The organism is Hephaestia mangrovi (assembly GCF_019880555.1).
Lineage (GTDB): Bacteria > Pseudomonadota > Alphaproteobacteria > Sphingomonadales > Sphingomonadaceae > Sphingomonas > Sphingomonas mangrovi.
In genome coordinates this window covers 474,390-487,973 of the sequence record NZ_JAINVU010000001.1, presented here as the reverse complement: position 1 = coordinate 487,973, position 13,584 = coordinate 474,390, and the positions used below count along the sequence as shown (strand labels likewise).

Annotated in this window: 13 protein-coding genes; 6 read left to right on the top strand and 7 right to left on the bottom strand. The window is 67.9% G+C overall.

Annotated features, from left to right (window positions below):
• Positions 1-85: 85 nt before the first annotated feature.
• The 5 genes from K7G81_RS02260 to K7G81_RS02240 all read right to left on the bottom strand — a co-directional run bounded on the left by K7G81_RS02260 (position 86) and on the right by K7G81_RS02240 (position 6,354).
• Positions 86-1,084: a helix-turn-helix domain-containing protein gene (locus tag K7G81_RS02260; RefSeq protein ID WP_223029104.1), complete on the bottom strand. Its 999-nt coding sequence runs from the start codon at positions 1,082-1,084 to the stop codon at positions 86-88.
• Between the two features lie 162 nt (positions 1,085-1,246).
• Positions 1,247-3,520, bottom strand: a complete 2,274-nt coding sequence (gene ptsP / locus K7G81_RS02255) for a phosphoenolpyruvate--protein phosphotransferase (RefSeq protein ID WP_223029103.1) — start codon at positions 3,518-3,520, stop codon at positions 1,247-1,249.
• A 60-nt stretch (positions 3,521-3,580) separates the two neighbouring features.
• Complete coding sequence (locus tag K7G81_RS02250) at positions 3,581-4,315, bottom strand: hypothetical protein (protein ID WP_255586486.1); 735 nt, start codon at positions 4,313-4,315, stop codon at positions 3,581-3,583.
• A 290-nt stretch (positions 4,316-4,605) separates the two neighbouring features.
• Positions 4,606-5,637, bottom strand: coding sequence for an NAD(P)H-dependent flavin oxidoreductase (locus tag K7G81_RS02245; protein WP_223029102.1), 1,032 nt, complete (start codon positions 5,635-5,637; stop codon positions 4,606-4,608).
• Between the two features lie 135 nt (positions 5,638-5,772).
• A complete protein-coding gene (locus K7G81_RS02240) occupies positions 5,773-6,354 on the bottom strand; it encodes a septal ring lytic transglycosylase RlpA family protein (RefSeq protein WP_223029101.1) in 582 nt (193 codons plus the stop codon).
• 83 nt (positions 6,355-6,437) lie between these two features.
• Between K7G81_RS02240 and K7G81_RS02235 the strand changes: the two genes are divergently transcribed.
• A complete protein-coding gene (locus K7G81_RS02235; RefSeq protein ID WP_223029100.1) occupies positions 6,438-6,857 on the top strand; it encodes a secondary thiamine-phosphate synthase enzyme YjbQ in 420 nt (139 codons plus the stop codon).
• A gap of 8 nt (positions 6,858-6,865) precedes the next feature.
• On the opposite strand, the gene K7G81_RS02230 is transcribed toward K7G81_RS02235, so the two are convergent.
• Positions 6,866-8,116, bottom strand: coding sequence for an aspartate kinase (locus K7G81_RS02230; protein WP_223029099.1), 1,251 nt, complete (start codon positions 8,114-8,116; stop codon positions 6,866-6,868).
• A gap of 331 nt (positions 8,117-8,447) precedes the next feature.
• On the opposite strand from K7G81_RS02230, the gene ubiG reads away from it, so the two are divergent.
• The 3 genes from ubiG (at position 8,448) to K7G81_RS02215 (ending at position 11,037) form a co-directional block, all read left to right on the top strand.
• Entirely contained in the window at positions 8,448-9,176 is a 729-nt protein-coding gene (gene ubiG, locus K7G81_RS02225; RefSeq protein WP_223029098.1) for a bifunctional 2-polyprenyl-6-hydroxyphenol methylase/3-demethylubiquinol 3-O-methyltransferase UbiG, read from the top strand.
• A gap of 10 nt (positions 9,177-9,186) precedes the next feature.
• The gene (locus tag K7G81_RS02220) at positions 9,187-10,206 is read left to right on the top strand and encodes a CaiB/BaiF CoA transferase family protein (RefSeq protein ID WP_223029097.1); all 1,020 of its coding nucleotides are present in this window, start codon (positions 9,187-9,189) and stop codon (positions 10,204-10,206) included.
• A 69-nt stretch (positions 10,207-10,275) separates the two neighbouring features.
• Positions 10,276-11,037: a class II aldolase/adducin family protein gene (locus K7G81_RS02215; protein ID WP_223029096.1), complete on the top strand. Its 762-nt coding sequence runs from the start codon at positions 10,276-10,278 to the stop codon at positions 11,035-11,037.
• A 69-nt stretch (positions 11,038-11,106) separates the two neighbouring features.
• Here K7G81_RS02215 and K7G81_RS02210 read toward each other — a convergent pair whose 3' ends face one another.
• Positions 11,107-11,907, bottom strand: a complete 801-nt coding sequence (locus tag K7G81_RS02210) for a DODA-type extradiol aromatic ring-opening family dioxygenase (protein WP_223029095.1) — start codon at positions 11,905-11,907, stop codon at positions 11,107-11,109.
• Between the two features lie 92 nt (positions 11,908-11,999).
• On the opposite strand from K7G81_RS02210, the gene K7G81_RS02205 reads away from it, so the two are divergent.
• Both K7G81_RS02205 and K7G81_RS02200 read left to right on the top strand, forming a co-directional pair.
• Positions 12,000-12,539, top strand: a complete 540-nt coding sequence (locus K7G81_RS02205; RefSeq protein ID WP_223029094.1) for a (2Fe-2S)-binding protein — start codon at positions 12,000-12,002, stop codon at positions 12,537-12,539.
• Between the two features lie 108 nt (positions 12,540-12,647).
• Positions 12,648-13,547, top strand: coding sequence for an RcnB family protein (locus tag K7G81_RS02200; protein ID WP_223029093.1), 900 nt, complete (start codon positions 12,648-12,650; stop codon positions 13,545-13,547).
• The last annotated feature ends 37 nt before the right edge of the window (positions 13,548-13,584 follow it).

The window sequence follows — 13,584 nt, the reverse complement described above, 5'->3', positions numbered from 1 at the left end:
GGTGAATTTCCCGTAAAGGCTGCGAATTGGCGCGGGTATAGCTGACACGCCACGCCTGTCGCCAGCCTTAAGAATGGGGATGGCTTCAGTAAATCCCGCTCGGCGGCGGCAGTTGTTGCGCGTTCTGCGGCTTGGCCGATGCCGCGGGCGGCTTGCTCGCCGCCGGTTTCGGCTTGGGCGCGGCGGCCGAGGCCGGCGTCTTGCGCGGCGCCGGCGTGCTCGATGCGGCGGCCGTCGGGCTCGACGCAGGCGTCGGCGTCGTCACCGGCGCGGCGGTTCCCGGCGCCGCGGCCGGACGAGCGGCAAGCGCGGCGGCGTCGATCGGCACGTCCTTCATCGGCCGCGCCCCCGATCCCAGCGGCGCCAGCGCCTTGCCGTCGAGGCTGATGCGCAACTGGTCGGGTCGGCCGACGGTGAGCTCGGGATAATTGGCATCAGCCGGCACAGCGAACGTGTCGCCCGGGTTCATCGTGCTCTGGAATAGCGTCTTGCCCGCCGCATCGTGGACGCGCACCCACACGCGATCGAGCGCGGTCAGCGTCACCTGGCCGGCCGCCTGCGGCACCGGCTGCGTCACCATCGGCGTGGCGGTCGGGGCCGGGGCCGGGGCAGCGGCGATCTCGTCGGACGTCGCGGGTTGCGATCCGCCCGAGAACCAGCCCGATCCCAGCCATATCAGTGCGCCGATCAGCAAGATCACGCCGATCACGCCCGCGATCAGCGCCAGACCGCGCGGCGGCACCCGCGCCGGATCATCGAGCTCATAGGGTTGATATTCCTGGCGCTCGGCGGAAATCGCCGCGGTGCGCCCGCGCACGTCGCGTCCGATCGCCACCTCGTCCTCGCCCACCGCCCGGGCATAGGCCTTGGCAAAGCCGATCGCATAGGTCGGCGTCGGCATTTCGCGGTAATCGCCGCTCTCGATCGCTTCCAGGTGCCGGATCGGGACCCGCGTCCGCGCCGCGATATCGGCGAGGTTCAGCCCCTGCGCCTCGCGCGCCGCGCGCAGCCGATCGCCAGCCCCCTGTGGCACGGGCGACGGATCGGCACGGTTGGCAGGCCCATTGGCCTCGGCATCGGTCATTCACGTCTCCGGCAGGAGGGATGCGACCCCTCGTGGCTCCTGCGTTTGCGCTCGCTGTGTCCCAAAGGCCACGCTTACTGTCAACGGCGCTTGTGATGCGGCGCCGACCCGCCAGAATCATTGTGGTTCAGCCATAACCGAACCGGAACGGCACCGGCCCCATCATGCCAGTTCGACGTCCGCCTCGGCCGCCCAGCGCGCCAGCGTGCCGCGAATGTCGCGCGGCGGCGCGGCGAGCAGGCCCGCCATCCGCTCCATCAGCGCGCCGCGATCGAGCGAGCGGATCATCGCCTTGATCGGCCCGACCGCCGCCGGGGTGATCGACAGCCGCTCGACCCCCAGCCCGATCAGCGCCATTGCCTCCAGCGGCCGCCCGCCCATCTCGCCGCACACCGCGATCGGCACGCCCGCCTCGCGCGCCGGGCCGACGACGCGGCGGATGAAGCGCAGGATCGACGGGCTCAGCCAGTCATAGCGCTCGGCGAGTTTCGGGTTGGCGCGATCGGCGGCGAACAGGAATTGCGTCAGGTCGTTGGTGCCGATCGACAGGAAATCGATCTTGGGCAGCAACAGGTCGAGCTGCTCGGCCAGCGCCGGCACTTCGAGCATCGCGCCGTAGCGGATGTCGAGCGGCAGCTTGCGGTTGCGCGATTCGACCCAGGCGCGCTGTGCCTCGAACAGCGCCTTGGCCTCGTCGAATTCCCAGGCTTCGGAAACCATCGGGAACATGACGTTCAAATGCCGCCCCGCCGCCGCGTCGATCAGCGCGCGCGCCTGCGCCTTCATCAGCCCGTCGCGTTCGAGCGCGAGCCTGAGCGCGCGCCAGCCCATCGCCGGATTCTCCTCGTCATGCTCGTCGCCGTTCAGATACGGCAGCGCCTTGTCGCCGCCGATATCGACGGTGCGGAACACCACCGGCCGCTCTCCTGCCGCATCGAGCACGTCGCGATAGAGCCGCTGCTGGCGCTCGCGCTGCGGCAGCGTCGCCGAGACGAGGAACTGGAATTCGGTGCGGAACAGGCCAATCCCGTCGGCACCGGTCAGGTCGAGCGCGGCGATATCGTCGCGCAGCCCGGCATTGACCATCACCGTTACCCGATGCCCGTCGCGCGTTTCCGGCGCTTCGTTTTTCAGTGCAGCGAAGGCGGCGCGGCGCTTCTGGCGCAGCGCCAGCTTGGTTTCGAACGCTTCCTCGATCGCCGCCGTCGGCCGCACGAATACCGTGCTGGCACCGGTATCGATCAACAGCAGGTCGCCCTCGGCGATCCGCCGCCGCACGTCGCGCACCCGGCCGAGCACCGGCACGCCCATCGCCCGCGCGACGATCGTCACATGCGCGGTCAGCGAGCCTTCCTCGAGCACCACGCCCTTCAGCCGCCGCCGGTCGTATTCGAGCAGCTCGGCCGGCCCCAGGTTGCGTGCGATCAGGATCGTGTCCTGCCGCAACCCCATCTGCGCGGCCGTGCCCATCTGCCCGGAAACGATCCGGAGCAGCCGGTTCGACAGATCCTCCAGGTCGTGCATGCGATCGGCGAGCAGCGGATCGTCGATCTGCCGCATCCGCATCCGCGTGCGTTGCTGCACGCGCTCGATCGCTGCCTCGGCAGTCAGCCCCGAATCGATCGCCTCGTTGATCCGCCGGCTCCAGCCCTCGTCATAGGCGAACATCTTGTACGTCTCGATCACGTCGTCATGCTCGCCGCCGACGCCGAACTCGGCCTGGCTCGCCATGCGATCGATCTGTTCGCGCATCTTGTCGAACGCGGCATAGACGCGGTGACGTTCGGCCTCGATATCCTCGGCGACGGTATGCTCGATGGTGATGCGCGGCTGGTGATAGACCGCATAGCCCCGCGCCATGCCCTCAACCAGCTTGAGCCCCGTCAGGCTCACCGCCGCAGTCGGCTGCGGTTGCGTGGGCCCGCCCTGCGCCTCGTCGATCAGGTCGGCATTGGCGATCAGCTCGGAAAGCACCATCGCCACCGTCTGCAGCGCCTCGATCTCGATGTCCTCGTAACGCCGCGGATCGACATGCTGCACGGCGAGCACACCGACCGCCTGTTCGCGCCGGATGATCGGCACGCCGGCGAAGCTGTGGAACAGCTCCTCGCCAGTTTCGGGGCGGAACGCGAAATCGGGATGCGCCGCCGCCTCGTCGAGGTTCAACGTTTCGACATTCTTCGCGATCGTGCCGACCAGGCCCTGGCCGAGCGCCAGCTTGGTGACGTGGACAGCGCTCTGGTTCAGCCCGCGCGTGGCGAACAGCTCCAGCACCCCGTCACGCAGCAGATAGATCGAGCAGACCTCGCTATCCAGCGCCTCGCCGATGATGTTGACCACCGCGCCCAGCTTCTCCGGCGCGCGGGCGCGCGAGCCCATCACGTCGTGCAGACGCACCAGGATTTCGCGGGCGGATGCGGCGGCGGATACGGGCATGATCCGTCGCTACCAGATTGCGCGAAGCTGCGCCAATCTTGATCGGCGGTTCAAGCCTTCCTACGGCATGCGAAAAATCGCCGGATCGACCTTCAGATGCGGTACATTGCCGGCCCCGACCGGCGCTGCTGCCGCAAAGGCGATCCGCGGTGTTTCGTCGAGCGGCCGGGTGGCGCGCTGCAGACGATCGGCCTGCCATTGCGCAAGCTCGACGCGATAGGCGTCATAGGCGCGATAGAAATCGGTAAACGGCCGGTCGAGCTCGGCCAGCGCCGCCGGCGCCGCGCTGCCCAGTGCCCCGAAACCGGCCAGCTCGCTCGTAACCCTGGCGGCCGCCGCGCAGAACGCCTGCTGCGCGCCGGGCTGCGCGAAATAATTGTAGAGCCGGGTCATGGCCGCGTCGTAGCGCGCCTGCCCGCCCTTGGCCTTGATCGTCGCCGCGTTGGCGCGCGCGAGCTCGGCCTTGTCGCGGCTCAGCATGGCATTGTAGCCGGCGGTGATCGCCTGCCCCTCGGCGCCGCGACAGCCAAGTGCTGCGACATTGAGCGCGACACGTACATGCCATACCGTCGACCCGGCATCGAGGCCGTTGTTCGGCGTGGCATAGCTGCCGTCGGCCAGCCGCGCCGGCACCGTCATCCCGGCATAGGCCCCGGCCGGGGGCTGCGGCATCGGCGCGAGCGGCGCCTGCACCGGCGCCGGCACCGACGCCACCTCCCCATGCCGCGCCGCGCAGCCGTTGAGTGCGATCAGCCCGATTGCCAAACCAGCGAGCACCTTGCGATCGATCGCCATGCCAAACCTCCTCGTCTCCCCCCGGCAACGCGGATGATCGGCGCAAATGGTTAACGAGGCGTTAGCCAAGGTTGGGGTCCGCAGCATCGAAGTTCGCCTCATGAGAAGTCGTCACCCTGAACTTGTTTCAGGGTCCATGGACCAACATGGGCGCCGCGCGAGATGTTCAAGGTCGCACCATGGATGCTGAAACAAGTTCAGCATGACGAACTTATGCGGGAAACTTCAGAGTCAGGTGACTAACACAGCGTCTCGCCGCGTGCATCGCGACGACCTTGGCGATCCGCACCTCAGGCCACTCTTTTCTCCAGCGCGTGCGCCGCTTCGTCCATCAACTGGGCGAGGATCGCCGCGACCGGCTCCTCCTTCGTCACCATGCCGACCGATTGGCCCGCCATCACCGATCCATGCTCGACATCGCCGTCGATCACCGCACGGCGCAGCGCGCCGGCCCAGTAATGCTCGATCTGCAATTGCGCCTCGGCCATCTCGACCTTGCCCTCGTCGAGCGCTTGCGCCACCTCGCGCTGCTTGGCGGTGAACAGCTCGCCGCCGGCATTCTTGAGCGCGCGCACCGGGATCACTGGCAGCCGCGGGTCGATCTGTACGCTGGCGATCGCATCGCGCGCCGAGGCACGGATGAACGCCTTCTTGAAATTCGCGTGCGCGATCGATTCGGTCGCGCAGACGAAGCGCGTGCCGAGCTGCACGCCCGCCGCGCCCATGTCGAGATACCCCGCGATCGCCGCGCCGCGCCCGATCCCGCCGGCGACGAACACCGGCACTTGCTCGGCGACCTCGGGCAGAATCTCCTGCGCCAGCACGCTGGTCGAGACGGGGCCGATATGTCCGCCGGCCTCCATACCCTCGACCACCAGCGCATCGACCCCCGATCGGATCAGCTTCTTGGCCAGCGCCAGCGCCGGCGCGAAGCAGATCAGCCTGGCGCCATTGCCCTTGATCGCATCGAGCGATCCCGCCGGCGGCAGCCCGCCCGCCAGCACGACATGCCCGACCTCATGTTTCGCGCACACCGCAATCAGATCGAACAATTGCGGGTGCATGGTAATCAGGTTGACGCCGAACGGCTTCGACGTCAGCGCCTTGGTGCCGGCAATCTCGGCATCCAGCAGCTCGGGGGTCATCGCCCCGCAAGCGATCACCCCGAACCCGCCGGCATTAGAGATCGCCGCGACGAGGTTGCGTTCGGACACCCAGGACATCGCCCCGCCCATCACCGCGATCTCGCTGCCGAGGAACGCCGCACCCCGCGCCATGCGCCGCTGAAGGCGCTCGGCGCCGCTGTTGCTGATCTGGTTCATCGGGTCCGTTAACCTCAACCCGCGCGATGGCGCAAGCGCGCCTCGTCATTGCGAGGGCCGCAGGCCCACGGTAATCTAATGTCGCTGTCGCGGTTCTGGATTGCTTAGCCAGCTCGCAATGGCGAATTTATGCGTTTACCGCGATCCCTGCGACCCCATACCCATCGCGAATTGCTCGCGCAGATTGGCGAGGATCGCCGGCTTCTCGTCGGGCAGCCGCCGCGCCGGCTTGCCCTCGCGCAGCAGCTTCCTGTCCTTCTCCGCCGGCTGGACGACGCGGACCCGCACGCGCGCGATCCCCTTGGCCTTCGTGCCGAGTTCCTCCGCCGCGCCGCGGCTCAGATCGATGATCCGTCCCTTTGCGAACGGCCCCCGGTCGTTCACCCGCACGATGATCCGGTGTCCGCTGTCCAGATCGGTCACCTCGACATAGCTTGGCAGCGGCAGCGTGGTGTTGGCGGCGGTGATCGCATCGGGCCGGAAACGCTCGCCATTGGCCACCTGCGAGCCCGATTCATTGCCATACCAGCTGGCATAGCCGAGCATGTCGTAGGTCGGATCGGCCGCCGGCACATAAGTCACGCCGCGCACCGTATAGGGCCGCCCGATCTGCACCGGCGTATCGCTCACCGGCCGATAATGCACGCCCGATCCGCACGCCGCGAGGCACGCGGCGAGCGGCAGGGCCAGCCAGCCGCGCCCGTCCCTCTTCGCCATCGATCTCACGCGCCACACCCCATTTGCATTCGATGTAGCCTCTGCGGCAAAGCCGGGGCAAGCCCGCGCACCGGAGGAACGAGATGAACCAGGCCAGCAACACGATCGAGATCGCCACCCAGGGCCAGGGGCTGATCGAGTTCACCGATCGCGTCGCCCGCTTCGTCGCGGCCAGCGGCATCGCAACCGGCCTCATCACGCTGTTCGTGCGCCACACCTCGGCGTCGCTGCTGATCCAGGAGAATGCCGCCCCCGCCGCGCGCCGCGACATCGAACGCTATTTCGCCCGCATCGCGCCCGAAAGCGGGGCCTATGAACATGACGATGAGGGCCCGGACGACATGCCCGCGCACCTGCGATCAGCGTTGACGGCGACCAATCTCTCGATCCCGGTCGCCGGCGGGCGGATGGCGCTCGGCACCTGGCAGGGCATCTATCTGTTCGAGCACCGCCGCATCCCCCACCGTCGGCAGGTGGCGGCGCACATCATCGGCGAAGCCTGAACCGCCCGTCAGGCGGCGTCCTCGGCATCGAGCCCGTAGGCGGTATGCAGCACGCGCACCGCCAGCTCGGTATAATCTTCCTCGATCAGCACCGAGACCTTGATCTCGCTAGTGGTGATCGCCTGGATATTGATGCCGCGCTCGCCCAGCGTTGCGAACATCGTCGCCGCGACGCCCGCATGGCTGCGCATTCCCACGCCGACCACCGAGATCTTGGACACGCGCGTATCGTGCTTCATCTCGGTGAAGCCGATCTTGTCCCTGGCGCCGTTCAGCACCTCGATCGATCGCGCCAGATCGGCCTTGGGCACGGTGAACGTCACGTCGGTCGATTCGCCGGTATGCGCGATATTCTGGACGATCATGTCGACGTTGATGTTCGCGTCCGCGAGCGGCGAGAAGATCGCCGCGACCGATCCGGGCCGGTCGGCGACCGCGGTCAGCGTGATCTTCGCCTCGTTCTTGTCATGGGCGATGCCGGTGATCAGTTGCCGTTCCATGTCGTCAATTTCCTCCTCGCCGACGATCAGCGTGCCGGGCTCCGAGCCCCCGTCCTCGTCGAGAAACGACGACAGCACCTGAACGCGAACCTGTTCCTTCATCGCCAGCCCGACCGAGCGCGTCTGCAACACCTTGGCGCCGACGCTGGCGAGCTCGAGCATCTCCTCATAGGTCACGCGCTTCAACTTGCGCGCCCTGGGCACGATCCGCGGATCGGTGGTGTAGACCCCGTCCACGTCGGTATAGATATCGCAGCGATCGGCCTTCATCGCCGCCGCCATCGCTACTGCGCTGGTATCCGATCCGCCGCGGCCGAGCGTCGTCACGCGTTCGCCGGTCGCGACCCCCTGGAAGCCGGGGATCACCGCCACCTCGCCGCTCGCCAGTGCGGCGTTGAGCGCGGTCGTGTCGATCGCCTCGATCCGTGCCGATCCGTGCCCGTCGGAGGTGCGGATCGGCAATTGCCAGCCCATCCAGCTACGCGCCCGGACGCCGATCGCCTGCAGCGCGATCGCCAGCAGGCCGCTCGTCACCTGCTCGCCCGCCGACACCACCACGTCATATTCGTGCCGATCGTAGAGCGAGCTCGCCTCGCGACAGAAATTGACCAGCCGGTCGGTCTCGCCGGCCATCGCCGAAACGACCACCGCGACCTCGTTGCCCGCCTCGGCCTCGCGCTTCACACGCTGCGCGACGCTGCGAATGCGCTCCATCCCCGCCATCGAGGTGCCGCCGAACTTCATCACGATACGGGCCATCGGGGAAGGAATATCCTGTGATCGAGGAAAGGGACCGGCGCGCCTGATAGAAACGCTTCTCCACAAAGGCAAGCGACGCACCGATCATGTCGTCTTGGGGCATCCAAATTCGAGGTTTATTGCGCGGCGCGCCAAAACTGCCAGGCGAAGCAGCGTGCGATCCGCCATGCTGAACCCGGTTCAGCATCCGTGGCGCAACCCAACGTCTCTCGCGCCGCTGATGACGCCCTGAACCGGAGAGCGGGTTATGCCGTTGGGGCTTGGCCTGCCGGTCACTCTGCGGCATCACCCGCGACTGCACTCACCTCGCGCACCGCCACAAGGACCGCCGATGACCGTCACCACCGCCACGATCGACCCCGCCGAGGCTGCGCATTTCGGCGCGATGGCCGCTGATTGGTGGGATCCGAAGGGCTCGTCGGCGATGCTGCACAAGCTCAACCCGGCGCGATTGGGCTATATCCGCGAACAGGTCGATGCGCATTGGCACGGTGACGCCGCTGGCTTCTCCCCACTCGCCGGCCGATCCGCGCTCGACGTCGGCTGCGGCGCCGGCCTGCTATGCGAACCGCTCGCTCGCCTCGGCGCCACCGTTACCGGGATCGACGCCGCGCCGGAGAATATTGCCGCAGCGCGCGCGCATGCCGCGCAATCGGGCCTCGCGATCGATTATCGCGCCGGCGAACTCGCGGCGCTTGGCCCCGCCCGCTTCGATCTCGTCACCTCGCTCGAGGTCGTCGAGCATGTCGCCGATCCCGCCGCCTTCATCCATGGCCTCGCCGCCGCGCTCGCCGAGGACGGGCTGATGATCCTCTCGACCCCCAACCGCACCCCGCAATCACGCCTCGCGCTGATCCTGTTCGCCGAGGGCACCGGCCGCATCCCGCGCGGCACGCATGATTGGGACAAGTTCCTCACCCCCGACGAACTTGCCGCGCTGGTCGCCGACGCCGGCCTCGAAATGGTCGACACGCGCGGGCTCGCTTTTTCGCCCGCGCGCGGTTTCGTCGTTTCGGACGATCTCAAGCTCGATTATTTCATCACCGCCCGTCGCCGCTGAGGAGCGCACCATGCTCACCCCCCTGTCCGGCCTTCGCATCATCGAGATCGCCGGGATCGGGCCGGGGCCATTCTGCGGCATGATGCTCGCCGATCACGGCGCCGAGGTGATCCGCATCGAGCACCCGGACAAGCCCGGCGACCCTCGCGATCCGCTGCTGCGCGGCCGCACGGCAATCGCGCTCGATCTCAAATCGCCCGATGCCGTCGCCGAGGTTCGCCGCCTCGCCGCCGATGCCGACGGCCTGATCGAAGGCTTCCGCCCCGGCGTGATGGAGCGGCTCGGCCTCGGCCCGGACGTGCTCCACGCCGACAACCCCCGTCTCGTCTACGGCCGCATGACCGGCTGGGGGCAAACCGGCCCGCGCGCGCAAGATCCCGGCCACGACATCGACTATATCGCCGTCTCGGGCACGCTCCACGCGCTCGGCCCGGCCGGCGGCAGGCCGGTGCCGCCGATCAACCTCGCCGGCGATTTCGGCGGCGGTGCGATGATGCTCGCCTTCGGGATGCTCGCCGCGATCCTCCACGCGCAGAAAACCGGCGAGGGCCTCGTCGTCGATGCCGCGATGACCGAGGGCTCGGCGCTGTTGATGAGCATGATGTGGGGTTTCCGCGCCGCCGGCCGCTGGCCCGGCCCGCGCGGCACCAACCTGCTCGACGGCGGCGCCCATTTCTACGACACCTATGAATGCGCCGACGGCAAATATGTCGCGGTCGGCGCGATCGAGCCGCAATTCTACGCCGCGCTGCGCCGGGTGATGGCGCTCGACGGCCCCGAGTGGGACGCGCAATTCGATGCCGCGCGCTGGCCCGCGCTCAAGGCCGCGCTCGCCGAGCGCTTCAGGGAGCGGACCCGCGATGCCTGGTGCGCCGCCTTCGCCGGCCACGACGCCTGCGTCGCCCCCGTGCTCGATTGGGAAGAAGCGCCCGCCGATCCGCACAATCTCGCCCGCGGCGCATTCGTCGATCGCGACGGCGTCGTCCAACCCGCGCCGGCGCCGCGCTATGCCGCGTTCGACAAGACCTGACGCGCCGCCGTTGTCGCGCCCGCCGGGCCGTGCGATAAGGGTTGCAAACGACAACCCAGGAGAGCCCCGATGGCCACCGCCGCGCTAGACAAGCCGCAGATCAGCGACGCCGAATGGGAGGCGCGCCAGCAACTCGCCGCCTGCTACCGCGTGTTTGACATGCTCGGCTGGTCGGAGATGATCTACAACCACATCACGCTGAAAATCCCCGGCGAGGATGGCGCGTTCCTGATCAATCCGTTCGGGCTACACTTTTCGGAAGTCACCGCCTCGAACCTCGTCAAGATCGATATCGACGGCAACAAGCTCGACGATTCGCCCTATCCGGTGAACCTCGCCGGCTTCACCCAGCACGCCGTGTTCCACCGCCACCTGCCCGATGCGCACTGCATCATGCACACCCACACCACGGCGGGCATGGCGGTGTCGTCGGTCGAGGGCGGCCTCAAGCCCACCAATTTCTACGCCTGCAATTTCATCGGCCAGATCGCCTATCATGATTTCGAGGGCGTCACCGTCCGCTCGGAAGAGGGCGAGCGGTTGGTGAAGAATCTCGGCGACAAGCGGGTGATGTTCCTCAAGAACCACGGCATCCTGGTGATGGGCCGCACCCTGCCAGAGGCGTTCATCAAGCATTGGTCGCTGCAGCGCGCCTGCGAGATTCAGATCGCCACTGCCTCGATGGGCGCCCCGATCGAGGTGTCTCCCGAGGTAATCGCGGTCCACCAGCGCGACCTCTCCAAGGTCCAGATCCCCGGCGGCGCCGGCAAGGCCGATTTCGACGCGATGGTCCGCCTCGTCGACAAGATCGATACCAGCTGGCGGAATTAGGGCCTAACCCTGAAACGAGTTCGCCGGCGACGGTTCGATCTCGATGCAGCGAGCTTCGATTCCACCATATTAGCCGAAGCGATAGCCTGACACCGCCCAGCCGATGACGTGGTCGTGATAGTCGCGCGCCGCGCCATCCTCGCCGCCCGCGCCCAGCGCGACCATCAGCGGCAGCAGATGCTCCTCGCGCGGATGCGCGACGCGCGCGTGCGGCAGGCTGTCCCACGCGATCACCCGCGCCGCGCGCCGGGCCGGATCGGGATCGGTGACGGCCGCGGTCAGCGCCGCGTCCCATTCATCGGCGATCGGCGTGATCGCCGGCCCCCGTGCCCGCAGATTGTGGAAGCTCATGCCCGATCCGACGATCAGCACGCCCTCGTCGCGCAGCGGCGCCAGCGCCCGCCCGATCGCAACATGCCCGGCCGGATCGAGATCGCTGCGCAGCGAAAGCTGCGCGAGCGGAATGTCGGCATCGGGCACCATCACCTTCATCGGCACGAACACGCCGTGATCCCAGCCGCGCGCCCGCTCCTCGCCCACCGCCATGCCGGCGCCGGACAGCAGCGCCCTCGCCCGCATCGCCACGTCGGGCGCGGCCGGCGCGTCCCAGCGCAGATGATAGGTGTGTTCGGGAAAGCCATAATAATCGTAGAGCAGCGGCTGGCCGGTGCCGAGATGCACGGTGGCGTCACCCTCCTCCCAATGCCCCGAGACGCACAGGATCGCACGTGGCCGCTCGGGCAGCGTTGCGATCAGCCCGGCGAGATACGCCTGCATCGGCCGCCACATCGGCTCGGGCGGGCCGCCGGCCGGGTCCATGAAGAAGCAGGGGCCGCCGCCATGCGGGATGAACAGGGTGGGAAGCGTCATGCCGCCGATGTCGGCGTCCGGACGGCCGCGGACAATCGCGCGTTGCGAAACGGGCCGTTTCCGTTTGCGCGCCGCTCCGCTAGCGTCTCCGCATGACCCGTTTCACCGTCAACAACCAACCGGTCGAATACAAGATGGACCCCGCCACGCCATTGCTCTGGGCGCTGCGCGATGCTTCCAATCTCACCGGCACCAAATATGGCTGCGGCACCGGCGATTGCGGCGCCTGCACCGTCGATGTCGATGGCGCCGCCGTGCGCGCATGCCAGGTCACGATCGGGCAGATCGAGGGCGCCTTCGTCACCACGATCGAAGGCCTGTCGCGGGAGCGCGATCATCCCGTCCAGCTTGCCTTCATCGCCGCCAACGTACCGCAATGCGGCTTCTGCATTCCCGGCGTGGTGATGGCGGCGGCGGTGCTGCTGCGCAAGAATGCCGATCCGTCCGAGGACGAGATCAAGGCAGCGATCACCAACATCTGCCGCTGCGGCATCTATCCGCGCCTCATCGATGCGATCCAGCGCGCGGCGCGCGTCCAGCGCGGCGAGGAAACGATCGACGCCGGCCCACGCCCCGGCATCTCGCCCGCGCAGGCCGCGAAGCTGGTGCCCGCGCTGACGCCGCCGAAATGATTCTTTCGCAATGCTGACACTCGAATTCAGCCTCGGCTCACCGCCGGTGGTGCACAACCGGTCCATGATGAGGCCGGCGCTCGTGCCGGCTATCAGGAGATGACCGACATGCGTCTTTCGCTTCTTGCCGCCCTCGCCGCGGCGACCGCGCTGATCCCCGCCGCCGCCAGCGCGCAGAACCATGATCGCGGCAGCTGGCACGGTGATCGCGGAGACCGGGGCGGCAATCGCGGCGAGCGCGGCGGCAACCGCCCCGCATCCCCCGCCCGGCCGAACACCGGGTACGCCCCGGCGGCGCGCCCCAGCTTTCAGCCCGGCAACCGCCCGCAAACGCCGCCACACTTCGATCGTAATCAGATGGCGCGTCCCGAGGTGACCGACCGCGCGCAACAATATCGTCGTCCCGACGCCCCGCGTCCTACACAGGCGCGCCCAGGCGGCAATTGGCACGCCCAGGCCGGCGGCTCGCATTTCGGAGACCGGCCGGATCGCAATGACTGGAATCGCGGACACGACCGACCCGATCGCAACGATTGGAACCGGGATCACGATCGCTCGGACCACGGCAACTGGGATCGCGATCGCGATCACGCCGATCGCGGCAACTGGAATCGCGATCGCGGGTCGGACCAGTGGCACCGCGCGCCGGGCCGTTCCGACGGCCGTTGGGGCAATTACGATCGCGGCCGGCGCGGTGCGTACGACCATGATTGGCGCCGCGACAACCGCTATGACTGGCGCGATTACCGGGTGCGCCACCGCAGCGTCTATCGCCTACCGCGCTATTACGCCCCCTACGGCTGGGATTACGGCTACCGCCGCTTCGGCATCGGCTTCCGGCTCGATTCGATCCTGTTCGGCTCGAACTACTGGATTTCCGATCCCTATTATTACCGCCTGCCGCCGGCCTATGGCCCTTATCGCTGGGTGCGCTATTATAATGATGCGCTGCTCGTCGACATCGATACCGGCGAGGTCGTCGACGTGGTCTACGACATCTTCTGGTAAGGCGAATTGGCCCGGCGGCATCCCCGCCGGGCCTTGC